At 61.1% G+C, this 23,361-nt stretch carries 22 protein-coding genes, 1 tRNA gene and 1 pseudogene; 16 read left to right on the top strand and 8 right to left on the bottom strand.

Going from position 1 to position 23,361, the window contains the following annotated elements:
* The first annotated feature begins 76 nt into the window (after positions 1-76).
* Positions 77-604, top strand: coding sequence for a hypothetical protein (locus tag HYG82_RS24505; protein ID WP_179259741.1), 528 nt, complete (start codon positions 77-79; stop codon positions 602-604).
* A 153-nt stretch (positions 605-757) separates the two neighbouring features.
* Here HYG82_RS24505 and HYG82_RS24500 read toward each other — a convergent pair whose 3' ends face one another.
* Positions 758-1,195, bottom strand: a complete 438-nt coding sequence (locus tag HYG82_RS24500; RefSeq protein WP_179259740.1) for a hypothetical protein — start codon at positions 1,193-1,195, stop codon at positions 758-760.
* Between the two features lie 232 nt (positions 1,196-1,427).
* On the opposite strand from HYG82_RS24500, the gene HYG82_RS24495 reads away from it, so the two are divergent.
* The 6 genes from HYG82_RS24495 (at position 1,428) to HYG82_RS24470 (ending at position 7,409) form a co-directional block, all read left to right on the top strand.
* Positions 1,428-2,687, top strand: coding sequence for a hypothetical protein (locus HYG82_RS24495; RefSeq protein ID WP_179259739.1), 1,260 nt, complete (start codon positions 1,428-1,430; stop codon positions 2,685-2,687).
* Positions 2,684-3,682: a two pore domain potassium channel family protein gene (locus HYG82_RS24490; protein ID WP_179259738.1), complete on the top strand. Its 999-nt coding sequence runs from the start codon at positions 2,684-2,686 to the stop codon at positions 3,680-3,682. The genes HYG82_RS24495 and HYG82_RS24490 overlap by 4 nt, the downstream gene beginning before the upstream one ends.
* Before the next feature lie 136 nt (positions 3,683-3,818).
* Positions 3,819-5,309 carry a dihydrolipoyl dehydrogenase gene (locus tag HYG82_RS24485; RefSeq protein ID WP_179259737.1) on the top strand — a complete coding sequence of 497 codons (1,491 nt, stop codon included), beginning with the start codon at positions 3,819-3,821 and terminating at the stop codon, positions 5,307-5,309.
* Between the two features lie 97 nt (positions 5,310-5,406).
* Entirely contained in the window at positions 5,407-5,763 is a 357-nt protein-coding gene (locus tag HYG82_RS24480) for a DsrE family protein (RefSeq protein WP_179259736.1), read from the top strand.
* Positions 5,764-6,051: 288 nt separating this feature from the next.
* Positions 6,052-6,432, top strand: a complete 381-nt coding sequence (locus tag HYG82_RS24475; protein WP_179264347.1) for a MaoC/PaaZ C-terminal domain-containing protein — start codon at positions 6,052-6,054, stop codon at positions 6,430-6,432.
* A gap of 470 nt (positions 6,433-6,902) precedes the next feature.
* Entirely contained in the window at positions 6,903-7,409 is a 507-nt protein-coding gene (locus HYG82_RS24470) for a GNAT family N-acetyltransferase (RefSeq protein WP_179259735.1), read from the top strand.
* Positions 7,410-7,430: 21 nt separating this feature from the next.
* Here the strand turns inward: HYG82_RS24470 and HYG82_RS24465 are convergent.
* From HYG82_RS24465 to HYG82_RS24450, 4 genes and pseudogenes are all read right to left on the bottom strand, one after another.
* Positions 7,431-7,899: pseudogene (locus HYG82_RS24465) on the bottom strand (integrase core domain-containing protein); the annotation flags it as partial.
* A 290-nt stretch (positions 7,900-8,189) separates the two neighbouring features.
* Positions 8,190-8,264, bottom strand: a tRNA-Glu gene (locus HYG82_RS24460).
* A gap of 81 nt (positions 8,265-8,345) precedes the next feature.
* Positions 8,346-9,740 carry an alkaline phosphatase family protein gene (locus HYG82_RS24455; RefSeq protein ID WP_179259734.1) on the bottom strand — a complete coding sequence of 465 codons (1,395 nt, stop codon included), beginning with the start codon at positions 9,738-9,740 and terminating at the stop codon, positions 8,346-8,348.
* A 170-nt stretch (positions 9,741-9,910) separates the two neighbouring features.
* The gene (locus HYG82_RS24450) at positions 9,911-11,125 is read right to left on the bottom strand and encodes an inositol-3-phosphate synthase (RefSeq protein WP_179259733.1); all 1,215 of its coding nucleotides are present in this window, start codon (positions 11,123-11,125) and stop codon (positions 9,911-9,913) included.
* Between the two features lie 301 nt (positions 11,126-11,426).
* Here HYG82_RS24450 and HYG82_RS24445 point away from each other — a divergent pair, with 301 nt between their 5' ends.
* The 7 genes from HYG82_RS24445 to HYG82_RS24420 all read left to right on the top strand — a co-directional run bounded on the left by HYG82_RS24445 (position 11,427) and on the right by HYG82_RS24420 (position 17,295).
* On the top strand, positions 11,427-12,227 hold the full coding sequence (locus tag HYG82_RS24445) for a TatD family hydrolase (RefSeq protein ID WP_179259732.1): 801 nt from the start codon (positions 11,427-11,429) through the stop codon (positions 12,225-12,227).
* 1 nt (position 12,228) lies between these two features.
* Positions 12,229-13,059 (top strand): sugar phosphate isomerase/epimerase family protein, encoded by an 831-nt coding sequence (locus tag HYG82_RS24440; RefSeq protein WP_179259731.1) that lies wholly within the window; start codon positions 12,229-12,231, stop codon positions 13,057-13,059.
* 1 nt (position 13,060) lies between these two features.
* Entirely contained in the window at positions 13,061-14,044 is a 984-nt protein-coding gene (locus HYG82_RS24435; RefSeq protein ID WP_179259730.1) for a UbiA family prenyltransferase, read from the top strand.
* A 219-nt stretch (positions 14,045-14,263) separates the two neighbouring features.
* The gene (locus tag HYG82_RS44260) at positions 14,264-14,395 is read left to right on the top strand and encodes a hypothetical protein (protein WP_284145026.1); all 132 of its coding nucleotides are present in this window, start codon (positions 14,264-14,266) and stop codon (positions 14,393-14,395) included.
* A 402-nt stretch (positions 14,396-14,797) separates the two neighbouring features.
* Entirely contained in the window at positions 14,798-15,646 is an 849-nt protein-coding gene (locus HYG82_RS24430; RefSeq protein ID WP_179259729.1) for a sugar phosphate isomerase/epimerase family protein, read from the top strand.
* Positions 15,647-15,766: 120 nt separating this feature from the next.
* A complete protein-coding gene (locus tag HYG82_RS24425) occupies positions 15,767-16,504 on the top strand; it encodes a fumarylacetoacetate hydrolase family protein (RefSeq protein ID WP_179259728.1) in 738 nt (245 codons plus the stop codon).
* A 77-nt stretch (positions 16,505-16,581) separates the two neighbouring features.
* The gene (locus HYG82_RS24420) at positions 16,582-17,295 is read left to right on the top strand and encodes an MBL fold metallo-hydrolase (protein WP_179259727.1); all 714 of its coding nucleotides are present in this window, start codon (positions 16,582-16,584) and stop codon (positions 17,293-17,295) included.
* 56 nt (positions 17,296-17,351) lie between these two features.
* Here the strand turns inward: HYG82_RS24420 and HYG82_RS24415 are convergent, their stop codons facing one another.
* From HYG82_RS24415 to HYG82_RS24405, 3 genes are all read right to left on the bottom strand, one after another.
* Positions 17,352-17,657, bottom strand: a complete 306-nt coding sequence (locus tag HYG82_RS24415; protein WP_179259726.1) for a hypothetical protein — start codon at positions 17,655-17,657, stop codon at positions 17,352-17,354.
* A 215-nt stretch (positions 17,658-17,872) separates the two neighbouring features.
* A complete protein-coding gene (locus HYG82_RS24410) occupies positions 17,873-18,964 on the bottom strand; it encodes a DNA topoisomerase IV subunit A (RefSeq protein WP_179259725.1) in 1,092 nt (363 codons plus the stop codon).
* Between the two features lie 52 nt (positions 18,965-19,016).
* Positions 19,017-21,494, bottom strand: a complete 2,478-nt coding sequence (locus tag HYG82_RS24405; protein WP_179259724.1) for a DNA topoisomerase VI subunit B — start codon at positions 21,492-21,494, stop codon at positions 19,017-19,019.
* A gap of 214 nt (positions 21,495-21,708) precedes the next feature.
* Between HYG82_RS24405 and HYG82_RS24400 the strand changes: the two genes are divergently transcribed.
* Together HYG82_RS24400 and HYG82_RS24395 are read left to right on the top strand one after the other, a co-directional pair.
* Positions 21,709-22,008 (top strand): HalOD1 output domain-containing protein, encoded by a 300-nt coding sequence (locus tag HYG82_RS24400; RefSeq protein WP_179259723.1) that lies wholly within the window; start codon positions 21,709-21,711, stop codon positions 22,006-22,008.
* Positions 22,009-22,416: 408 nt separating this feature from the next.
* Complete coding sequence (locus HYG82_RS24395) at positions 22,417-23,355, top strand: twin-arginine translocation signal domain-containing protein (RefSeq protein ID WP_179259722.1); 939 nt, start codon at positions 22,417-22,419, stop codon at positions 23,353-23,355.
* Positions 23,356-23,361: the final 6 nt, after the last annotated feature.

The raw sequence follows: 23,361 nt of genomic DNA, 5'->3' as shown, positions 1-23,361 counted from the left end.
CCTGCGATAGCGGCCGATACGCCCCTGCATTGACGGGCAACGGATTCTTCCGCTCGTGGCCTCGATCGCACGAACGATGAGCGAATACGACGGGACGGACAATCCGACGACGCCGTGGCGGGAGGACGGAACGAGCGAGAACGACAACCGCGGTGATGACGAGCTGACCGGCCGCGACAGGACCGAGTTCGAACCCAACCCGAACCGACGAGGGACGGTCATCTCGGCGGTGGTCAGTTTGGTTGGGTGTGCGTTGCTGGTCGAGGCAGCTCTCCTCGAACTCGTGGCGAGCCAGTTCTGGAACGTCGTGCTCGTCGGCGCGACGTTGGTCGCTGCGGGGGGGTACAACTACGTCAAACGCTCGAACGAGGAGTTCGGAAGTTTGGGTGTCGCTGCCCTCGTCGTCCTTCTCGGCCTCTGGCTCGTCGCATCACCGTTCCTGCTCGGTACCGGGACCACGGTAAGTATCGCCGAGATTGCGGTAGGTCTCGACTTCTGGGTCGAGGTCATCGTCGGACTGCTTGCGGTTGGCCTCGGCGGGTACAGTGCGTACGGAATCCGCGTTCGACGAAGAGAAGCTACCCCTCGTGAGACGGCGACCTGATCCGACGGTCCCGATCGGCGCCGTCATTCGCCGGGTGGGCGCAGTCAGCGCAGCAGCGAAACGGACGATGATGGCCGTCTGAACGGTCGATAGTGGCTGAGTGTCGTCGTTCGGAGGTGGCCGTAAAAGTCGCTGTGAGTCCCGCGAGTGTCCTTAACAGGCATACCACGAATCGATCGAACCGTCAGGTTGTAACGCAATTCCGATGTCCTCGCCGTCACAGTCTATATCCAGATCAGGTGCATACTTCCACGTCGCGGAGGGACCGTCGGGAGTGAAAACTGTCACAGTTGACGGTGTCGCTTCGATACCAGCAGAGGAATCGAGGTGACCGGGGTCGAGTTCGTACACGCGACTAAACATCATTTCTTCTTCCTCATTCTCTACCCGGACACCCATTCTCGCGAACTCCTCCGTTCGGTTTTCAACCATAATCTCGATTGTGTCATCTTCACCCTCCGAACCAGCGGATATGAGGAAATCACTACATCCAGATACAAGGATCGAAGCGACCACTCCTAGCAACGCAAACACGTTTCGCCGAGAAACACTTTCCGTAAGCACAGGAGGTGCTGCCGAGAATACGGTCATGATCTCGCCATTTATCATAACGAAGTAAATATTTTCGGTCGCTGCCGCTGTTTGTACGATCGATTCGCAGTTGTCGGTACCGAACCAGGAAGTGTCGTTTCGACCGCCACTCAAAATAAAAGAGCGCGTTGGCAACTACGACACCCGTGCGAGGCGGGATCTGATTCGGTCACTTGGAAAATGGCAGATTCCGGCATAACCCCCTTGGTCTCCCTTCTGTAAGGGAAATCCGATGCTTCCGTTCGTCGCGATAGCGCTCGCTGTCGTCGGTGGCGTGGTGACACTGGAACTCGTCTCGTACCGATCGCTCGAGCGGATTCCCTCGGTCGCGACCGAAGAATTCCCGGAAATCGACCGGGAATTACTGGGGAAGTTCAGCAGTTTCGATCCGGAACTCGGGTGGGTTCCCCAGTCGAACCGAGAGAAACAGAAGGATACGGGCGATCACCTTCCAGGCGAGGAGGTCCGGAGCGTCGTGACCTACTCGACTGACGAGTACGCGAGTCGAGTCTGTCCGGCGAAGGACCGAGACGAAGAGTCCGCCGTAACGGTCTCCACGTACGGCGACTCCTACTGTTTCTGCCGGGAAGTGGACAACGACGAAACCTTCCAGCACTACCTCGCACAGGAACTTGACACCCACGTCGGAAACTACGGCGGCGGCAACTACGGCCTCGATCAAGCGCTCATGCGGCTCAAGCGCACGTATCCCGATGATCCGACTGATTACGTCTTCATGGTCGTCACCGCATCCTCGATCGCGCGTATCCTGAGCGTCTGGAAACACTACCAGGAGTTCGGCAACATCCTCGCAGTCAAACCCCGGTACGTCCTCGAGGACGACCGCCTCGAACGCATCGAGAGCCCGATCGACGAAAAGGAAGAGCTGCTCGATCTCGAGTCGAAATCGGACTTTCTACACGAGTTCGATTTCCACTACGACCACTGGTTCGAACCGCACTTGGCGTCGATCCCCTATACCGCCGACTTCCTAGAGAAGCGCGACCACCTCAGGTACGCCGGCGCCACGGCCGGCAAGGAACTCGAGCGCCGAGCGGGGCGATCGATCCTCGGGATCGACTTCGACCAGGCCCAGACCCGTTCCGCCCTGCGGTTGGAACGGCCCCGCGTTCTGTACCACGAACGGCTATTTGAGACCCACGAGCCGCTGTTCGACGCGCTCATCGAGGAGTTCGTAGACTACGCGGACGAACGGGATTTCGAGCCGGTTTTCGTCATGGTTCAGCAGCTTCGGTACGCGACGTACGAGTCCGAACACGGGCCTATCTACGGCGATCTGATGACCCGTCTCGACGATCGATACGATGAGCTGAAGACGATCGATATGGCGACGCACCTCTCGCCTGACGACGGCGACGTCGAGTCCCTGTACGTCGAGCGTGGGGAAGGCGGCCACTACAGTCCCGAGACGAATGCGGAGATCGCAGCGGTCCTAGCCGACGCCATCGAAGTGAAAACCGCCGCGAAATGAATTCGTTCTACCTCGTCGGTGGGATTGCGTTGCTCGTCGGTGGGATCGTTGACATTCTCTGGACGACCCTCTGGGTCGACGGCGGCTCCGGCCCCATTTCGGGCCGACTCACGACCGGGATCTGGCGCGGTCTTCGGATTGCGACGGGTGACCACAACAAAGCGCTCAGTCTCGCCGGTCCGCTTACTCTCACCGCCACGCTCGTGCTGTGGATCGCCCTCATCTGGACCGGGTGGACGTTTATCTTCGCGAGCCACCCGACGTCCATCGTCAGCACCCGAACCGGCGCGGTCGCCGACTGGGCGGGCCGGTTCTACTACGTCGCCTATACGATGTTTACGGACGGCAACGGCGACTACACCCCGCTGGGGGATGTATGGGAAATCGCGAGCGCCTTGACGACCGCCTCGGGGATGGCATTCGTCACACTCGGCGTTTCCTACATCCTCACCGTGCTCGGCGCCGTCTCGGATAAACGCTCGTTCGCCAGCACCGTCACGGGACTGGGCGGTCGGAGCGAGGAATTCGTCCGTGCGGGCTGGAACGGGGAGGATTTCTCCGGGCTCGAGTTGACACTCGAGTCCCTCGCGTCGGAACTGAGCACCCTCGCCGAGCAACACGAGTCCTACCCGATCCTCCACTACTATCACAGTGAGCAGAGCGAGCGCGCCTCTGCCGTGGCTGTCCCCATCCTCGACGAGTCGCTCACCATCTTTCGACACGGCATTCCGGACGAGTACAGCCCCGATCCTGCCGTCGTCGAAACGGCCCGTGCGGGCACCCACAGTTACCTCGAGACGCTCGACGAGTCGTTCATCGAACCCGCTCCCGCGGTCGCGCGGTCGCCGAATCTCGAGCGCCTTCGGGAAGACGGCATCCCGACGGTTGCAGACGAGGAGTTCGCAACCGCACTCGCCGGGTTGACCGAACGACGCAGGCGTTTGCTCGGCGTCGTCGAAAGCGACGCGTGGGAGTGGCCTCCGCTCGAGGAGTGAGTCGATCCGGCGTTCGTCGACTGGGCGGGTACTCGGCGGGCCGGCCGATCTGGCCCGGCCGGTCGAGAGGCGAGTTGGGAGACCGATTATACTGAGCTGGCCCGACGTTCATGATCATGGAGGTCCTGTTGTGTCCATGGAGGAGTACGACTTTCTCGTCATCGGTTCTGGTTCCGGTCTCGACGTAGCGAACGCGGCGGCGAATCAGGGCCAATCGGTCGCAGTCGTCGAAAAAGGGAGACTCGGCGGTACCTGCCTCAATCGGGGCTGTATTCCGTCGAAGAAACTCCTGTATCACGCCGACGTTGTCGAAACGATCGAGCGTGCGGACGAATTCGGAATCGATGCAACAGTCGACGATGTCGCGTTCGCGGACATCGTTCGCGACGTCACCGAAGATGTACACGGCAGTTCGGACTCGATCAGGCGTGGTCTCCACTCGTCGGATCGCATCGACCTGTACGAAGCAAAAGCGCATTTCGTCGACGAGCGAACGCTCGAACTTTCCGGCGGTGAGGCCGACGAGTCGCGTCTCCGCGCGGACACCGTCCTCGTCGCAGCGGGAACCCGACCGGCGGTTCCCAACATGGACGGCATCGACGATGTCGACTACCTCACCAGTACCGAGGCACTCCAGTTGCAAACGCCGCCGGACCGTCTCGTCATCGTCGGCGGCGGCTACATCGCGGCCGAACTCGCCCAGTTCTTCGGAACGTTCGACAGCGACGTGTCGATCGTCAGCCGCCGACCGAACATGCTCCCGGACGCCGACGAGGAAGTGAGCGCGGCGTTTACCGAACGGTACGCCGATCGGTTCGACGTCCACGCCGGCTACGAGGCCGCGGCCGTTTCCAGAGACGGCGGCTCGATCACCGTCGAGGCACGCTCCTATACGTACTCCGACGGCGGTGGGACGAGGGGAGACGAGCGTCTCACTGTCACTGGAGACGAACTCCTCGTCGCTGCCGGACGAATCCCCAACACCGATACGCTGAATCTCGAGGCTGCCGGCGTCGAAACGGACGCAGACGGCTTCATCCAAACGGATGAGTACCTTCGGACGACCGCGGACGGCGTCTGGGCACTCGGCGACATCGTCGGCGAGTACTTGCTGAAACACAACGCCAACCACGAGGCGCGGACCGTCACACGTAACCTCTTCGGTGACGACCTCGTGCCGGCCGACTATTCGGCGATGCCGTTCGCCGTCTTCGCCTCGCCGGAGGTCGCGGGGGTCGGGCTGACCGAACAAGAGTTGCGCGCAACCGACCGCGAGTACGCGAAACGCGTCTACCCCTACGAGGAGACGGCTCGCGGGAGCGCGATGCACGCAGAGGGATTCGTCAAACCGCTCATCGACACCGAGGGAAAGATCCTCGGCTGTCACATCATCGGCCCCGGCGCCTCGAGCCTGATCCAGGAGGTCGTCGTCGCGATGACGGCCGGCACCGGGACGGTTCACGACATCCGCCAATCGGTCCACATTCACCCGGCGCTCCCGGAGGTCGTCCAGCGCGCATTCTCGGGGCAGTTCACGCTCGGCGATGGGCACGACCACGACCATCATCACAATGACGACCCCGGTCACACCCACGACCACGGTCACGATCACGCGCCCGAAGAGTGACCGCAGACTCGGCTTTCCTGGCGTATTCGCCGGATCCGTGCGCAACGTACACAACCGGCGTCGGCTTTTGTAATACCGGATCTCAGTTTCGGCCGCAATGGCAGAGACAGCGATCGTCATTCTGGCGGGCACCGAATCGCACAGCGACCTCGGCCGACTCGTAAACGGCCTCGAGGCGGCGCGAGAGTTCGACGAAAATCCCGACGACGAGCTGGAGGTGATATTCGACAGTGCCGGGACGGAGTGGGTTCCGGAACTGGAAGATGAAGATCACGATTACCACGAGCTCTATCGGTCACTCAGCGAGGAGGTTGCGGTCTGTGACTACTGTGCTAACGCCTTCGGCGTCGACGAGGCTGTCGCCGATACCGGCGTCGAGACGGTCGACGAAAACGGCGGCCACCCGAGTATCCGATCGCTGGTCGACGACGGCTACGAGATTATCACGTACTAGCGGATCAGCGCCCGATAGGCAGAGCCGCGCGGAATACACAGCGCGAATCCCACACGATACACATTCCAGAGCAGGGGTGTTGAAACCGTACGGTGCAGATGTTGTTGCTGTGTGATCTTCTTCTCCGCTGACTGTGAACTCGGTTCAATCGCCACTAGATCCGGTCAGCTATATCCAGTAGCACCTGTTCTCAGCACATAGAGCAATAACAGACGATGACAAGCGCTACTTCGAGGACCTAGAGGAAGGAACGACCTATGAGTGCGGGAGCATCGAGATGACTGAGGAATAGATGCTGGAATTCGCAGAGCGCTACGCCCCCAGCCGATCCACGTTGACGAGGACGCTGCGACGGAGTCGCTGTTCGGCGACCTGATCGCCAGCGGGTGGTTACCCTGCGCGCTGTCAGCCCGGTTGCTCGTCACAGGATACATGAACGACAATGCTACCCTCGGCGGTCGGGGGATGGATGGAGTCCGGTGGCACCAACCAGTGTATGCTAGAGACATCCTCTCGGTAACGACCGAACTGGTGGAAAAGCGCGCCGGTGACAACCCCGCGTATGGCCACACGCGATTACCAGTCACGACAACGAACCAGAGTGACGACGCAGTCTTAACGATGTACGGACTGGGCCTCGTCGAGAAACGCGAAGCGCCCCAAGTGTAACGGGTGACCTCGCACACCACACTCCGGTCCGTAGCTATTACGGCAGACCAACCTAACGGCTAGGACGAGGCAGTAGATGACCGGCGGCACCCAAAGTGCCACACTGTTTGCGAGCAACAGCTGCAAGCTATCACGCGTATCAGGGAGTTGTGCCAGTCCCGCTTCGAGTCTTATGGGGTGGAACAATCTCGCAACACCCCAAAAATATATCCGGATTTTCGGATCAGCGACCCCAGATGCACTCCGATAAGCGCATCATCGCTAACTAACAGGCTACTCACTACTCATGCAGTCTTTGCTGAATAGAGAGTAGGAGTATAACACGAATAGAGGGATGACTACTGAGAAATGCGCTTCGCCAGATAACTAACAGTACTCATTGTTCAGCGAGGGGGTGTCTATTGAGGATTCCTATGACCAATCAGTGAAGCAGAGAAACAGCTTATTCCCAGGGTGTCAAACAACGGAACGTGTCTCCGGACGTTCGATGTGCAGTCCCGGACGACGCGACGGCAATCCGCGACATCGCTCGCGAGAGCTGGCACGCCGCCTACGACCCGATCATCGGGGAGGAGACCGTCACTGAGACGATAGACCGGTGGTACACACTTGAGGACCTCGAGGCGTCAATTGTTGAGGCACGTGCCCGTGAAGATGCCGTCTTCCTGATCGCCGAGGAAGCGGACGAACCTGTCGGCTTCGCGCATACCGGCCCACACCGCGAGCGACCTGCGGTCGCGTCGCTGAACCGGATCTATGTCCGTCCCGACTGGTGGGGAGAGGGAATCGGTACGGCGCTGCTCAAGCGAGTCCAGGACACCCTCCACAGTGAGTACGATCGGCTGTACCTTGCCGTCCTCGCGGACAATGAGGTGGGTGTCTCGTTCTACGAATCGGCCGGCTTCGAACGGACCGGAACCCAGGATAGCGACCTGAAACCGGAGGTCACGGAGTACGTCTATGAGAAACCACTCTAATCCGGCCCCATAATATGATTGTTAACACATATATGGCGTCGGACAGGATGTGGTGACTGGCATTGTCTCGTTTGGCACCTCGTCAACTGGCGTTCGTTCGTCGAGCGATTGATGTGGTCTTTGATGGTTGTAGTACTGCACGAACTGTTCAAACCATTCGCGTGCACTCGCCCGACTGCCCATCCACGGGTTGTGGAAACGGTCGATGCGCATTTTGAGCGTGTGAAACCACTTTCCGATGCGGTTTCGGTCAGTCTACCCGACCGTTCAATCCTAATCGAGCAAGAGCAGCCCTGTAGCCAAGCTGACCGACGAGAAACATTGCCTTTGAGAGATCGTGGTCCTCACGGGGTCCATGCAGAAACGCAACCGCCGGATCGGTTCCGTGTCGTCCGAACAATTCCACGTCGAGAATCAGCTTTGTATCGAGGTCGATTGCAGCGTACAGCCAAGAGTACCCGCTGTTGATTTTGATAGCGGTTTCGTTAACCGTGTCCTTTGACGGCTTCGCCTATCCCAGTTGAGAGCGAAGTGAAAATCGCATGACTTCGAAGCCGTCGTATGCTCCGTCCTGGGGTTGAACCCAACACAGACGTGTTCGCTACGCTGCACCCGACTGGTCTCGGTCAAACCCCATCCGTGCGCGCTTCGCTCTCCGCTCGCAGTAGTGCTCCGTCTGGGATTTGAACTACGCGAAACGCTCGCTATCGCTTGCGTTTCTCTAATTCAAATCCCAGAGCGTGCGCTCCCTTCTCCACTCGCTTCGTTCGTTCAGAAGAGTGCTCCGTCTGGGATTTGAACCCAGGTCATCGGCTCGAAAGGCCGAAATGATTGGCCGGACTACACCAACGGAGCCTGTACTCACTCGTTGCCCCGGGCTAGTGAAAAACGTTCCGTTCCGAACCGCGAGTGCTACGGAGTCACGCACTTTCCGCATCACTCCGGGGAACTGCGGAGCGACGAGCCCTCGAGCGGGATCGACGAGTCGAGGTCGAGACCGAGCAGGTCGATGATCGTCGGCGTGACGTCGGTCGCGTCGACTGCACCGTCACCCTGAAGCGCGGGCCCCGCCGGGCCTCCGAGGCCGAAACAGCCGAACGCCGACCCGTCGACGCGGCCGTGTGACCCGCGTACCTTCGTCGCGTCGAGCGAGACGAGTCCCTCGTCGCCGATGAACAGTTCGCACGGGTCGAAGCCGGGTTTCGCGTGAATGTCCATCTCGGTCGCGTACGGCGGTGCGTTCGCGGTGTCGTCCCACCAGTAGTACTGGAACCACGCGTCCGGAGCCGCGACGAGGACGATCTCGCCCGCATTGGGGTGGTCGATCCCGCGGTGTTCCGTCCCGGATTCGCCGAGAACGTCGTCGACGCCCTCGAGCGCTTCGAGTGCGTTGTGAGCTGCATCGACCGACCCCTCGTCGGCGTAGACGTGTGCGATCTGGTGGTCGACCATCGCGAACGCATCCGAACCGGCGATGTCTACGTCACCGTCGTCAGCCACGTCGAGCAGTCCGGCCTCGCGGAGCGCACGGTTCGGGAACACCGGCCGGTCCACGTCGTGAAATCCGTACTCGCTGACGAGTGCGAGAACCGTCTCGTCCCAGCGGTCGGTCTCGGTGAGGGGAGTGAGGAATTCCTCGAGGAGTTCGTCGACGACCCCCAGTTCCTCCTCGAAGGCGTCGCTCCCCGGACCGTCGCTCTGTCCGACGTAGTCGAGGTGTGGCACGTAGATCCAGAGCATATCCGGATCGAAACGCTCGATCGCCTCGCGAGCGGCCGCGAGAATCCATCGGCTTCCCGCTTCGTTCGCACCGGGACCCCAGTAGTTGTGTAGCGGAAAGTGATTCAGTTCCTCGCGGAGGTCGTCGTAGAATCCATCCGGGTTCGACCAGCAGTTCATCTCGAGAATGTCGTTGTTTTCGTCTTCGATCGGCGACGGCGTGACGGCCACGTCGGCGCTGGTCCCGATCAAGTGTTGGAAGTTCAAAACGCCGGTAGTCAGCCCCGCTTCGTCGCTTGCGGTTTCCCAGATTCGATCGCGACCGTCGCGGTCGCGTTCCCAAAATTCGGCGGTCTCCCGTTCACGGTCGTACTCTCCGCTCGACACGTCTCCGTGGGTTTCCGGCCGTTGTCCCGTCGCGAGCGTCGTCTGGGCGGGAACGGTTACGGCCGGAAACGGTGGCCGAAGGTCGGTCACGCGGTCGTTCGGGAAGAACGACTCGAGCGTCGGCATTCTATCGGCGTCTATATGCTGGGGCTGGAGGCCGACGATGTCGAGGACGATTATTCGGCCAGCCGTCTCCGTCGTCTGGGGAATCTGTGGGTCGGTCATGGGATTTCGGAGGTCGTATCGGGGTGAGTCGCGTGGCGGTTGCGGTGGTTCGGGTCGTCGGACCGTCGGTTCGATCCGTTCGCGTTCGAGTCAATCGGGTATCGTTCGCGTCGGTCAGTTCTCGTTCGGGTTGATCGGTCGCTTTCGAGTCGGACAGCGGTTCGTGGGTGTCAGCGATCCTGTCGGGCGTAGTCGTACAACAGATCCAGTTGGCGGGAAAAATCGTGGTCGTCGACTCCGATCGGGGCTTTGAAGAACGACGCGAGTTGGGGCTGAAGTCCACCGTCGCCGTATCGGTCGGCATGGGCGATCAGGCGCACCAGATCGAGGACGAGCGGCGCGGCCAGCGCGGAGTCTGATCCTTCCCAGGTGAACTGCATCGTCATCTCGGTCTCGAGGAAGCCTTCGAAGTGGATGTAGTCCCAGGCGGTCTTCCAGTCGGCCAGCGACGGCGTGTAATCGATTCGAACCCGATTGTGGCCGATTTCGGGCAGGATCGAATCGAGCACGTCGCCTTTGCTCGCGAGTTTGCCGGCCGCGTTCGCGTCGTCCTCGAGGACCAAGCCGTCTTTGTTGCCCAGAATGTTGTGCCCCTCCCAGCTCAACACCTGCAGGTTGCGGCCGGCGAACATCGGCGCGAGCGCGGACTTGACGAGCGTCTCCCCGGTCTTTGCATCACGTCCCATGTGCGGGACGGATTCCGTAGCGGCGAGGTCGCGGATTCCCCCCACCGCATTGGCCGTACTCGGCGTGAAGTTGACGAACGGATGCCCGGAATCGATCGCGGCGTAGGCGTAGAGAACGCTCGCTGGCAACTCGCGGTCGTTCTCGTCGATTGCGCGCTCGAGTCCGTCGCGGTCGTCGTAGCGCTCCGGCTCAGTGGGTTCGGGCTCCGTCGAGGCGACGTTGACCACGACGAGCCGGTCGATACCGTGGTGGTTTCGGAATGTTTCGTAATCGTCCCGTATCTGCTCGATGACGTCTCGGATCGCGAGTGAGTCGTCGATCCGTTCGCTTTCCTCGGTAACCGCGGCACCGCAGTTGACCGCCGTTCCGACCTCGATCCGGTCGTCGATCGCAGCGAGGTCGTCTCGGACGGCTGCGAGCGTCGTTTCGTCGGGCACGTCGTTTCGGTCGCACTGGAGTTCGGCCTGGGTGACGAGCGACTCCGGATCGATATCGTGGCCGCCGAAAACGAGCCCCTCGATCGGCGGAAGGTCGAGACTTGAGACCGGTTCACGTTTGGTGACCATTCCGGTCGTGTCGGTCTTCCCCGCGGCGATCGCGCGAGCGCCGACGATCGACATCGTTGCCACGTTTCCGCGCGCACCGACGAGCCAGACGCCGGTTCTGTCGCCGGCCAAGCGGTGGTCGCTCCGGTTCATCTGGGATCGGTGAGTCTCGACGGCTGGTCGCGCTGTCGTCGTAACGTGGGTTCTCGCTCAGCGCGGGCCGAAGCGATAGTACGACGACGTGTCGCTCCCGTCGCTCGTTCGATAGCTGGCATTCCCGCGAAACTCGGGACCCGACGACTTTCGTTATGACTCGCGTAGTAGAAGTAAGACCAGTTTGACCGGTCACAACAACGTATTCCGCGGTCGAGCCCGATCGTTTTTCCGTCATCAACGTCGGCTTTGCTGTTCGAACGATCGGTGCACCAAACCGATCACTCGTCGAACGGCGGGTATGCGGATTATCGATCCACATATGCACATGGTCTCGCGCTCTGCCGAGGACTACCGGCGAGCGCGGCGAGCGGGAGTCGAGTGCTGTATCGAGCCCGCGTTCTGGAGCGGTCAGGACAAACACCACGCGGGTGCATTCTTCGACTACTTCGAGCAGATCATCGAGCACGAAACCGACCGCGCCGAGCGAGCCGCCAACGTGGATCATTACGTTACGATCGGTCTCGAGCCGAAGGAAGCCAACTACCGCGACATGGCCGAGAAGGTCGTCGACCGGATTCCGGAGTACCTCGACCGCGACCCCGTCGTCGGCGTCGGCGAGATCGGCTTCGACCAGGTCACCGACGACGAAGAGTGGGCGTTTCGCCGCCAGTTAGAAATCGCGGAGGACCGCGAACTCCCCGTAATCGTCCACACACCTCACACTGACAAGCCATCGGGAACCGAGCACATCGTCGACATCATCGAGGAGATGGGCGTCACCCAGGAGCGAATCATCATCGATCACAACACCGAGAATACGATCGACATCTCGACGCGAACGGATTGCTGGATTGGCTTTACGCTCTATCCCGGCAAGATCGAGGCCGACTCGGCGATCGGTCTCCTCGAGGAGTACGGCACCGACAACATGATCTTCAACAGCGCCGCCGACTGGGACCCGTCGGATCCGCTTGCGGTACCGAAAGCCCGCGACCGGATGATCGACCGCGGCTGGGACCGCGAGGAGGTCCGCAAAGTGATCTTCGAGAATCCTTACGAGTTCTTCGACCAATCCCCGAATTTCGACTACGAGGCCTGAGATGCAGTTCGGTTTCTCCACCAACGCCTTTCGCGAGTATCATCTCGAGGACGCCATCGAAGCCATCGCCGACGCGGGGTACGACGGTGTCGAGTTGCTGTTCGACGAGCCCCACCTCTATCCGCCCACCGCGACGGACGAGGAGCGCGAACGTGTCGAGAAAGCCCTCGACTGGAACGGAATCACCGTCAGCAACGGCAACGCGTTCATGCTGACCGCGATCGAGGACTTCCATCACCCGTCGTACATCGAACCCGACCAGGCGTATCGACGGGAGCGAATCGAGTACACCCTCGCGGCGCTCGATACCGCGGCCGACCTCGGTCTCCCTTACATTTCGATCGAACCCGGCGGACCGATCCCCGACGACAGATCGCGCGAGTGGGCGATGGATACTTTCGTCGACGGCCTCGAGTCGGTCATCCCGAAGGCCGAACGCGTCGGCGTCGACCTCCTCGTCGAACCCGAACCCGATCTGTTGATCGAGACCGCAGACGAGTTTCTGGAACTTATCGAGCGCGTCGACTCCGATCGAGTCAAGTGCAACTTCGATGCCGGCCACTTCTACTGCGTCGGCGAGAACCCGATCGATCTGATCGACCCGCTCTGGGAGTCCACTCGTCACTACCACCTCGAGGACATTCCGGCCGACAGGAGTCACGAACATACCCAGCTCGGCGACGGCGCGATGGAGATCGATGCTTTCCTTACTGAACTCGAGAACCGGGGCTACGAGGGCTTCGTCACCGTCGAACTCTACCCCTACGAGGAGACGCCGATCGAGACCGCGCGCGAGGCGATGTACTACCTCGAGGAACGCGGGTGGGCGTAGGGTGACCGGCGGCGTCTCGTCGGATCGCAACGGAAACACGGACGCGGTCGACGGTGAGGGTGGAGCCGCTCCCAAACGCGGTCCCCGGGCGACGCTCGAGGCGATCGCCGAACTGGTCCGAATCCCGAACCTCTTTACGGCGCCGCCGGACGTGATTCTCGGGGCTGCCCTGGTGGCCGTCACTGGCCACGACCCGACGTCGGTCACGGTCGGCGGACTCGCGATCGGCTCGGTCATATTGTACGCCGGCGGCACGACACTCAACGACGCCTTCGACGCCCCAGTAGACGTTCGCCACCGTCCCGACCGGCCGATCCCGTCCGGCCGCGTGTCGCGCCACACCGCATTCGGACTCGGGTTCGCGCTGTTGGCGCTCGCCGTCGGGATCGCGTTCGGCGTCGCCGGCCGACCGGCTGCAGTCGCCGCCGGACTCATCGCCGTCGCAGTCGTCACCTACGACGGTCTCTTGAAGGGAACGACAGCTGGATTCCTCGCGATGGGGACGACACGGGGACTAAACGTGGTTCTCGGTACAACTGCTGTCGGGAGATCGGTGTTCGAGTCGCCGATCCGACTGCTCGCCGTTCCCGCAGCCGTCACCGGCTACATCGCCGCCGTCACGTTCATGGCCGCTCGAGAGACGGAGGGAGAGAATCGGGGTGCCGTCGCAGTCGCCGCTGCGGGTGCGACAGCGGCGGTGCTCACGCTCGGCTGGCATCTCGTGAACGTGGGCCCGTCCGTCCTCGAGAGCGGCGTCGCGCTCGCGTTCGCTGCCGCGTTTTGCTGGTGGGTCGGGCGGCCCCTGCGAGCCGCGTTCGCCGATCCCGTCCCGAGTACCGTCGGACCGGCGGTCGGCGCGTGCGTCCTCGGGCTCGTGTTGCTCGATGCGGGCTTCGCCGCCGCGGCCGGGGTTGGCTGGGGGGTTGCTACGGGGGCTTTCCTCGTTCCGGCAGTAGTCTCCTCGCGAGTAATCGATGTGACGTGATTGTCTTGCGGATCTGTCGTGCGTACTCTCCGCGGCATCGCTAGTAATCGTCGTGATCGAGGCGGAACGGTTCGAGGAGACGACCGACGAGCAAACGGGGAATAGCTCGACGCGGTCCGGTTCCACCAGTGGTGCCCCGAACCACAACACTTCGCTCGACGCCGTACCGGAGATGCTGTCTGCCATCGAGAAGAACCCATCCGCCAACTGCGGTGAAGCATGCTGCGGGCAACAGTCCGCCGGCTCACGCCGACCAGCCTGCGAGACCCATGTGGCAACACCGAGGAGAACGTTACCAGCGTAGTCACCGATCACTACTTCGGCGGCGTCGGTACCCAGTTCCAGCGGTAGATATCCGGCTCCAACAGCAATCGCTTGGGTACTCTGATTGCCCAGAACGACCAGCGTCTCCGTGACTATGGCAGCCATCAGAAACGGGTGACGAGCCAGCGGCCGTAGTTCGCCATAGGTGGATTGGATCAGTAATTCAGTATACGATATACGTCGATTTATTCGTTTAGCCCCGGAGCCATCGGCTCTGCGCTGCCGTTCTGGAGTCGTCTCACAACTTTGAGCCGGATCGCATACAACTCATCGCGCCACGGCGAACGCACCGAATACGGATCGGTCCCGGTCACGACGTCCGCCGATCTCATCCCCTGACCGATTACGAGCGGGTTCTCCTAGTCTTCCAGTCTTCGCGTTCGTCGGGCCAACGAATTAGTGACTCGTCGATGTACGACACCAGGATCGATGGTCGAACTCGCTTTCTCGACGAACGCGTACACCAAATACGATCTCCCCGAGGCAGTCCGCCGGATCGCGGACCACGGCTACGCCGGCGTGGAACTGCTCGGTGACGACCCCCACGCCTACTTCCCGGACTTCGGCGACGACGAACGAGACGAGTTGCTCGAGGCTCTCGACGGCTCCGATATCGCGGTTTCGAACGTCAACGCGAACACGGCGATGGGGTATTACACCGACGCGCCGCCGTCGGCGTTCTTCGAACCGAGCGTGATACGCGCAGACGATGCAGCCCGCGAGTGGCGCGTGGATTACACGAAACGGGCGATCGACCTCGCCAAGACCGTCGACTCGCCCGCGGTCTGTCTGGCGACCGGCCGCCCGCTACCCGGCACGTTGCCCGCGGAAGCGCACGAATCCCTCCGGAAATCGCTGGACGAAATCCTCGATTACGCAGTGGCCGGAGACGTCGAGATAGGAATCGAGTTCGAGCCCGAACTGCTGGTCGAGAACACCGACGAGGTACTCGCGCTCATCGAGGACGTGGGTCAAGACTCACTCGGCGTCAACCTCGATGTCGGCCACGCGGCGGTCTACGGGGAGGACGTCGCGGAGAGCATCCGCGCCAGCGCCGGTTCCATCACCGGCGTCCACCTCGAGGACATCGTCGGCGGCCCCAGAGGCAAACACTACCATCGCATCCCCGGCGAAGGCGACCTTGACTTCCGGAACATCTTCAATGCACTCGATGATATCGGTTACGACGGCTTCGCGACGGTGGAACTCTATACCTATCCCGACGAACCCGACCGGGCGGCTCGCGAGGCGTACGCAGAGCTCGAAAGATACGTATAGTGGAGCACTTGCCGCCCGATCGATGGATTCCGCCCTCCGGACCGAACGGCCAAGACATCACGATGCCCGCGCTCGCCGACTTCTCAACGTTTTTGATAGCCGGTGTCTATTTCACTGGGTATGAAATACGCGCGTTTTCGCGACCCGGCCGGTGCCGTTCGTCGTGGCGAGTACGAGAACGGAACAGTCCACTTCGCAACCGAGAGCTATTCGATCGAGAGCGACGAGATCGACGTCCTGCCGCCGTCGGAACCCTCGAAGATCGTGTGCATCGGCAAGAACTACGCCGACCACGCAGCGGAACTCGACTCCGAGGTTCCCGACCGGCCGATGCTCTTTTTGAAGCCACCGAACGCGCTCGCAGCCCACGACGATACCGTCACCCTCCCCGCAGGCAAAGAGCGCATCGATCACGAAGCCGAACTCGGCGTCGTCATCGGCGAGCAGTGTCGTTACGTCTCCGAAGCCGACGCCATGGATGCGGTGGCGGGATTTACGTGCGTGAACGATCTCTCGAATCGAGACGATCAGCGCCAGGAACAGAATTGGATCCGTGGAAAGGCGTTCGACGGCGCGGCCCCGATGGGACCCGTCCTCGCGACACCCGACGAGATTCCCGACGATGCAGCCGTTCGGACCCGCGTAAACGGCGACCTGCGACAGGACGGCTCCCGCAATCAACTCGTGTTTTCGATCCCCGAACTGATCGCCGAGATTACGACCTATCTCACACTCGAGCCCGGAGACGTGATCGCAACTGGCACGCCAGAAGGCGTCGGACCGCTGGCCGACGGTGACGAAGTCGAAATCGAGGTCGAAGGCGTCGGCACGCTGGCACACTCAGTTCGGATTCCCTGACCATCGCTTCGCACGCGAGCCCGTCCGGATCGACCGCGAATCGAATCCTTTTCGGTGGGCTCGGAGGAGTGTCTCGTATGACCGTCACGTTCGACGCCCTGACGATCGACTGGTTCGGCCTCGCGACGATTCGGCTCGAGGGACAGACGGGCGCGGTCGTCTACGTCGACCCCGGTCCGGAGGCGTACGACGTGCTGAGCGGTTACGAGGCTCGAGACGGCGATCTGATTCTCGTTAGCCACGATCATCACTACGATCCCGAGTCGATTCGACGGGTGGCGAACGAGGATGCGCTGCTCGTCGTCCACGATTCAACTGACGCGAATGAAATCGATCGAGTCGATGAGAGGCCGGAAGAGCTGCCATTCGACGTGGAGCGAGTTAGCACTGACGAGTCGTTCGTTCTCGGGCCGCTCGACCTGTTTACGACGCCGGCGTACAACGACTCCGATGGCCCGCACACCGACGAAAACGGCATCCCCTACCATCCCGAGGGACAGGGGTGCGGGTTCGGCGTCACCCTCGACGGTACCACGGCATTCTGGCCCGGCGATACCGACGTCCTCCCGGTTCACGCCGACGTACCCGTCGATATCCTCTTCCCGCCGATTGGCGGGACGTTTACGATGGATCGCCACGAGGCTGCGGCGCTGGCAGCGCGGCTCGAGCCGGATCTCGTTCTCCCGGTTCACTACGATACGTTCGAAGCGATCGAAACCGACGCGGAGTCGTTCGTCGTCGACGTGGCGACCAGCGGGGTTCCGGTCGTCCTTGATAGAGACGAAACGTGAGTTGCCCCGAGGAACACACCGTGCTAATCTGTCGATTTGCGGTTTGAAGCAGTCGATCACACGCCGCGACGCGACCAGACGAACGCCGCGACAACGATGAGGACCAGGACAGCGAAGGCCGCCCACTGGCCGAGACCCGTGTCCGCAAACGGCGCGAGGAAGTCGACGAGTCCGGTCCCCTGCATGAGCCCCAGCGCGAGTACGAGGACGGCCATGATCGAGATGAGGCCGATCGTGACCCCTTCTTTCATCATCCACGCGGTTTCGCTCGCTTCCTGCGCACCGGAGGTCGTCGGTTCCTCGATGGCTTGTTCGTCCGGCTCGCTGTGCATCGGCCGTTTGTCATCTGTTTCGTCAGCCATGTCTCATCACGGCGAAGAAAGTCGATGCAGACAGGAACAGGTTGTACCTGCAGACACAGGGCGCCGAACCAAATAGAGCGGCCGATCGATTCGGTCAGTGACCCGGGGAACCGGCCGAGAATGACCGGTAGCCGAGCGACGTGTCGTGTTCTCCGTCCTTGCCGGAATGACAACCCCTTCGAACTGCTACGCCGCCTTGCTCGCCCGTCGTATCGCTACAGAACGCCCATATCGCTGAGCCGTTCGGGGAGATACGTATCCGTCACGAAGTCCAGGCCGTGAGACGCCAGCGACTGTTGTTCGGACTTCTTCTCGAGGTCGAGCTGGAGTTCGATCTGTTCCTCCCAGTAGTCGGTCTGGAATCGCGGGTCTTCCAGTTCACTCTCCAGAGCGTTCACGTCCGAATCGGAGAGCGGGTCGGTCGGCAGTTCGTACTCGACGATGTCGGCGGGCTGGATGCCGACGAACTGCGCCTCGGGTGTGGCGAGGTACTCCGAGAGATGGGCGGACTTGATCGAGCCGTAGGCGACGGAGCCGTAGATGCGGTACGACCACGGATCACCGTCGGTAAAGACGGTCACCGGCAGGTCGAGTTCGTCGTGCAGGCGCTTGGTAATCCGTCTGGTCGCCCTCGCGGGCTGGCCCTTGAGGTGGACGATTAACGCGTTGTACTCGTCATCGAATCCGTTTTCGACCAGTCGGTCGCGCATCCCGCCGGTCTCGACCGCGAGTATAAAGTCGGCATCGGAGTCGAGAAAGTCGATCGTATCCGGATTGTTCGGAATCTGGTAGCCGCCTTCGCCGACGTCCTCCTGGCAGTGGATCTCGCGCTCGCCGCGACGGGTTTGCTCGCGGAGGTGCAGCGGCCCCATGATCGTCGCGCCAGACTCTTCCGGGCGCATGTGGAAGTCTTCGCGAGTGACCCCCGAAACGATCTCCAGGTCCTCGATGAGGCCGTTCGATTCGTCTTGATCCGAGAACTGCGCTTCGTCGTTGTCCCAGCTCTCCGACAGGTAGTAGAGTTCACGGAGGGTCGACGAGCGGTCCTCCTCGAGTTGGTCCGAGAGGAATTCGATCGTGTAGACTGCCTTCAGGAGCTTTCGCGCCCCGCGGACGGAGTTGGCCGATCGGGTGGACTCCCGGTCGCCGTAGACCCAGACGTGTTTGTCTTCGTCGTACTCGATGTTGTTTTTCGTCCGCGTCGGCACGGACATGTGTGGTATTTCGCCCAGTTCAAACTGGTCGTAGAACTGCGCTGCGAGGTCGATCAACTGCTCTCGGGCCTGCTGAGTATCGTCTGTGCTCATTGGTTTCTCACCGCACGTTCAGTTCGCTCGGTATGAGGAAACAATCGGATGCTCATGATGACACCGTGAGTTTCTCGCTTTCGATGCCTTTGATGTCCAGATCGAACGTCGCGTCGTCCGGTACCTCGTACTCGAGCGTGGCGTCGTCGCCGCTTCCCACGTCGGCTTCCCACTTGACGAACCATTCGCCGTCCATCTCGACGACAGTCGCGCCGTCCGAGAGGTTCGTCGGTTCGGCCGAGACGATGTCGGTCACTTCAACGGACTCGGTCGTACTCGAGTTGTTCTCGATGACGAGGGAGACGGCTGACCCGTCGCCGTTTTCCTCGATTTGACGCTCGACGAGGACGTTGTTCATGATGCGTGCGATCGCATCGTCGATGTCGGGTTCGTCGCGATCCGTGACCTCTGCGACCTTCTCGGCCATCTCGGGAAGGATTTTCCCGAGGACGTTCTGTTTCTTTCGCCGCTGTTGCATCGACCGGCGCTTGTTGAGGTAGCTCTTGAGTTCACGAGAGGCTTCGCGAACCGCGAGTTCGATCTCGTCTTCTATCTCCGGAACGTTCGCGATGGCGTCTTTCGATTCGCTCGTGAACGGAACGTTCGTCGAGGCGACGTGAACCATGATCACCACCGGTCCGTTCGGGAGACCGGAGCCGCCGGGCTGGTCGAGCCCGTAGTTGCGCCAGCCGATGGTCTTGACCACGTCGGTCGTCGCACAGGCGCCACGTTGATAGACCAGCGGGACCCGGTTTGCAAAGCGAAGCACCTCGCCCTTGCCCTCGGCCTCGAGGTCGCCGCCGTAGGCGATTCCGGCTTCGACGACGAACGGGTCGCCGCCGGAGACCCCGGCGTCGCGAGTCGCGGACGCGAAGAAGTCGGCGTCGAACTCCTTTTCGAGTCCGGCGGTGATGAGTTCCTCGGTGATCGGCGAGAGACACCGCGTCGGCGGCGCCATGATATCGGTTGCGCGCATCGCGTCGACGAGGTTACTGGTGGCGTCGCGGTCGTCGTTCAGTTCTCGTACGAGGGGTGGATCGTCCGGGACGGTCCCCATTACGTCCCAGATGGCCTCGACGACGTTTTCCCGGGCCGTCTCCCCGAACGAGACGTCGTCGTATTCCTCGGTGAGGTCCGCCGCGCGGTCAACGTATTCTCGGAGTTGCGAATGTGTGAGTCGGTGGCGAACGTTTTCGGCCTCGCGTTCGTCCTCGAACTTGGCCGCCAGCCGGTCTGCAAAGGCGTGGATGATCCCGTCGTCCTTGCGGGTGCTCGTCGCGTCGTCCGCGAGGTCGTACAGGTCGGCGACGAGTCGTGAGTCGTCGGCTTCGTCCCCATTGTCGGCCGGAGATTGCGCCGCCTCGTCGTCCGTTTCAGCTGCGTCGATAAGTTCGAGCCAGGCCGCCTCGACGGCATTTTCTCGAACGGTGTCGCCAAACGTCGCCTCGTACTCGTCTTCGACGCCGTCCGCAGCAGACTCGACGACTTCGAACAGTTCGTGGTACGCGATTCGGTCTCGGTCGCCGACGCGGTCGGCGACGGCTTCGGCGAAAGCTCTGGTCGGTTCCGGACCCTTGTTCGCCGTCGCACTCTCAACCGCGACAGCCACGTCCGCCGATTCGTGGGATTCGGGGGACCGCCAGCGCATCTCGCGGCCGTAGTGGCGGTCGCGGAACGCGTCGATGATCGAGTCAGTGGTCTTCTTCCCGACGCGGGTGAACTCTCCCTGCAAGAACCCCGAGACTGTCTGGGAATCCGTCGCGGTCAGCATTTTCATCACGGTGCCGAGTTCGACCCCGTGAGGATGCGGGCGAATTTCCTCGGTCTCTTCGGGTAGCTGGTCGGTCGCTCGTTCGAACTTGAAGTGTTCCGTGGGCTCACGAAGCTCGAGACGGGCGTGGGGGTTGACGACCGCCGTGTGCTTGATATAGTCGTGAAGCTGCTGGCGGGCACGCATATTGGCTTCCATCTCGAGTTCGATGCGCGTGCCGTGGGGCCGATCCCAGGTGGTCGTCTCCTCGACGCTTATTTCGGGTTCGTTATCGTCGGTATCGATGATGAGCTCGAAGTATTCCGCCTCGCTAGAGCCCTGGGTTCGACTGGTGATCTTCGCGGGTTTGCCGCTCGTCAGCTGTGAATAGAGGACGGCTGCGGAGATGCCGATACCCTGCTGGCCGCGAGATTGTTCGCGTGCGTGAAAGCGAGATCCGTAGAGTAGTTTCCCGAAGACTTTCGGAAGCGATTCTTTCGTCAGCCCCGGACCGTTGTCTTCGACGATCAGGCGATAGTAGTCACCCGCTTCCTGAATCTCGACGTAGATGTCCGGAAGAATGCCCGCTTCCTCCGCGGCGTCCAAGGCGTTGTCGACGGCCTCCTTGACGGCCGTGACGAGGCCTCGAGCGCCGCTGTCGAAGCCGAGCATGTGCTTGTTCTTCTCGAAGAACTCGGCGATGGAGATAGCCTGCTGGCTCTCGGCCAGCTCCTCGGCGATCCCCGGCTCGTCACCGAGTGTCGACTGGAACGACGTCATCGTCTTCCCTTACTAACGGGGAGGCTAAAAGATGTGTGCTACCGGAGTGAAAGTGGACCCGTACAGAGAACGGTTTCGGTCGGTGCCTGGTGTGCTCGGCAGTCGGATCATCAGCTATAGCTCAACTGCGATGACCTTCTCGAACACGTCTCTTACATACCTGGGACATAGATTCAACAATCGAAGTCGACTAGCACGTTCTGGTGAGACCACCATGTCATCAGATAGCGATAGCAGTTCCCATCCAACGTTTGAACATACGTACGACGACGAAACCCCGGTCAGTACCGCCATTATTCAGGCGGTCTGCGCGGTCGAAAACGTCGATCCCGTAGACGCCCCTGCTGATCTCGGCTTCACACTTTACGAGCACGTTGATCCGGAAGCGCTCGACAGAATTGTCAAAGAGAATCCTGATTCTGCCGACGTGCAGGTTGAACTGCTAGTTGCAGGCTATGACGGTCTGATCAGGAATGAGCAGGTAGATGTACAGAGTGTGAGATACTTTCGGTAGATTATCTCACTAGATGAGTATATAACGTCACATCCTTCATCAGTGCTTAACATGAGTCTCACAGCCAGAGTACGTTTTGACGGAACGAGATGACAGTCGGTGGTAGAGCCCACCAACGGAACGATTCGAATCACGAAGGTGACTTTCCATGATGAAGCGCGCGGAAATTTCTTCTAACAGAGTAATACCGTATCGAGCAGCATCCTGACGCCGATAAAAATTACCATCGGCAAGGGAAATTCCCGATTATCCGACCGAATTCGTTCTAAGTACGTGTTGTGGTAACATACCTTGTTCTGCATACATTCCACGCAAATCCAGCGGTTCGAGTCGTCTGAAGAAATATATTTCAAATCGAAAACGGTGGAAGCATCTTAATGAGTGGGACCACGTCCCTCAGAGAGTGCCATGGTATACGGTACCAATCCAGAAGAACGATACAGCTACGGGGACGTAAGCGACGAGGACCGTCGCGAATTCCTGAAAGCGCTCGGCGTCGTCGCCGGCGGTGCCGTCGCCGGTGCGACGTTACAGGATCTCCGATCGGAGGTCTCGAGCGGAACCGCAGAGGGTCTCGCCGAGATGGGAGAGGCGGTGCAAAACGACCTGACAGGAACGCTCGACGCGACGCTGCTGAGCGAGCAACTGGCCGGCCTTGAGGGTAGCTTCGGACTGTTGGCCGAACTCGAGGCGATGGGGGTTCCTGAACAGGACGCGTCGGCCTATCAAGAACTGACGACGGCAGCGTGGGCGATCAACGACCACCTCGCTGAGGTAGGGTTCTTCGCGAGTGCAGAGGAGAACTTGCCGGGGTTCACGCCGGAGCACATCGAGGAGACGACGCGGCAACTGCTCCACATCGATGCGCTCCCGGCGACGCTATCGGAAGTCGGGTTCTCCGAGCAGGAGCAGACGGCGCTGGTGATGAACATCGTAAACGCACGTGAACAACTTTCCTGGTGGATGAAGACGGGCGACTATCCGCCGGCGAACGCCGTCGATGACGGTGTCGTTCACGAGTACGTCGCGCCGCTCCACCAACGGGCTGCGGAAGGTTCGTTACTGTGGATCGATGGCCTCGACCACTTCCTGTGGCAGCGCGAACCGCTGATCACGGGCGAGATGATAGACCAGGGGCTCTGGGACGTCAAATCGATGCTCGGCGGTTACTACCTGATGGGGTCGGCCGCGCGCGACCTCGCGGACGGCGACATCGCGGACGATCACCTCACGACATTGACGACCGCCAGCACCGCGTTGATGATCATCGCCCAGGAGTTCCTGATCGGCGATGTCATCCGGATCACGGACGACAAGCGGGCGCCGAGAAACCAGGTAACCAACTAACCAGGG

Source organism: Natrinema halophilum (assembly GCF_013402815.2).
Lineage (GTDB): Archaea > Halobacteriota > Halobacteria > Halobacteriales > Natrialbaceae > Natrinema > Natrinema halophilum.
Note: the sequence above shows the minus strand (reverse complement) of the source record. Positions and strands in the feature narration are given on the sequence as shown.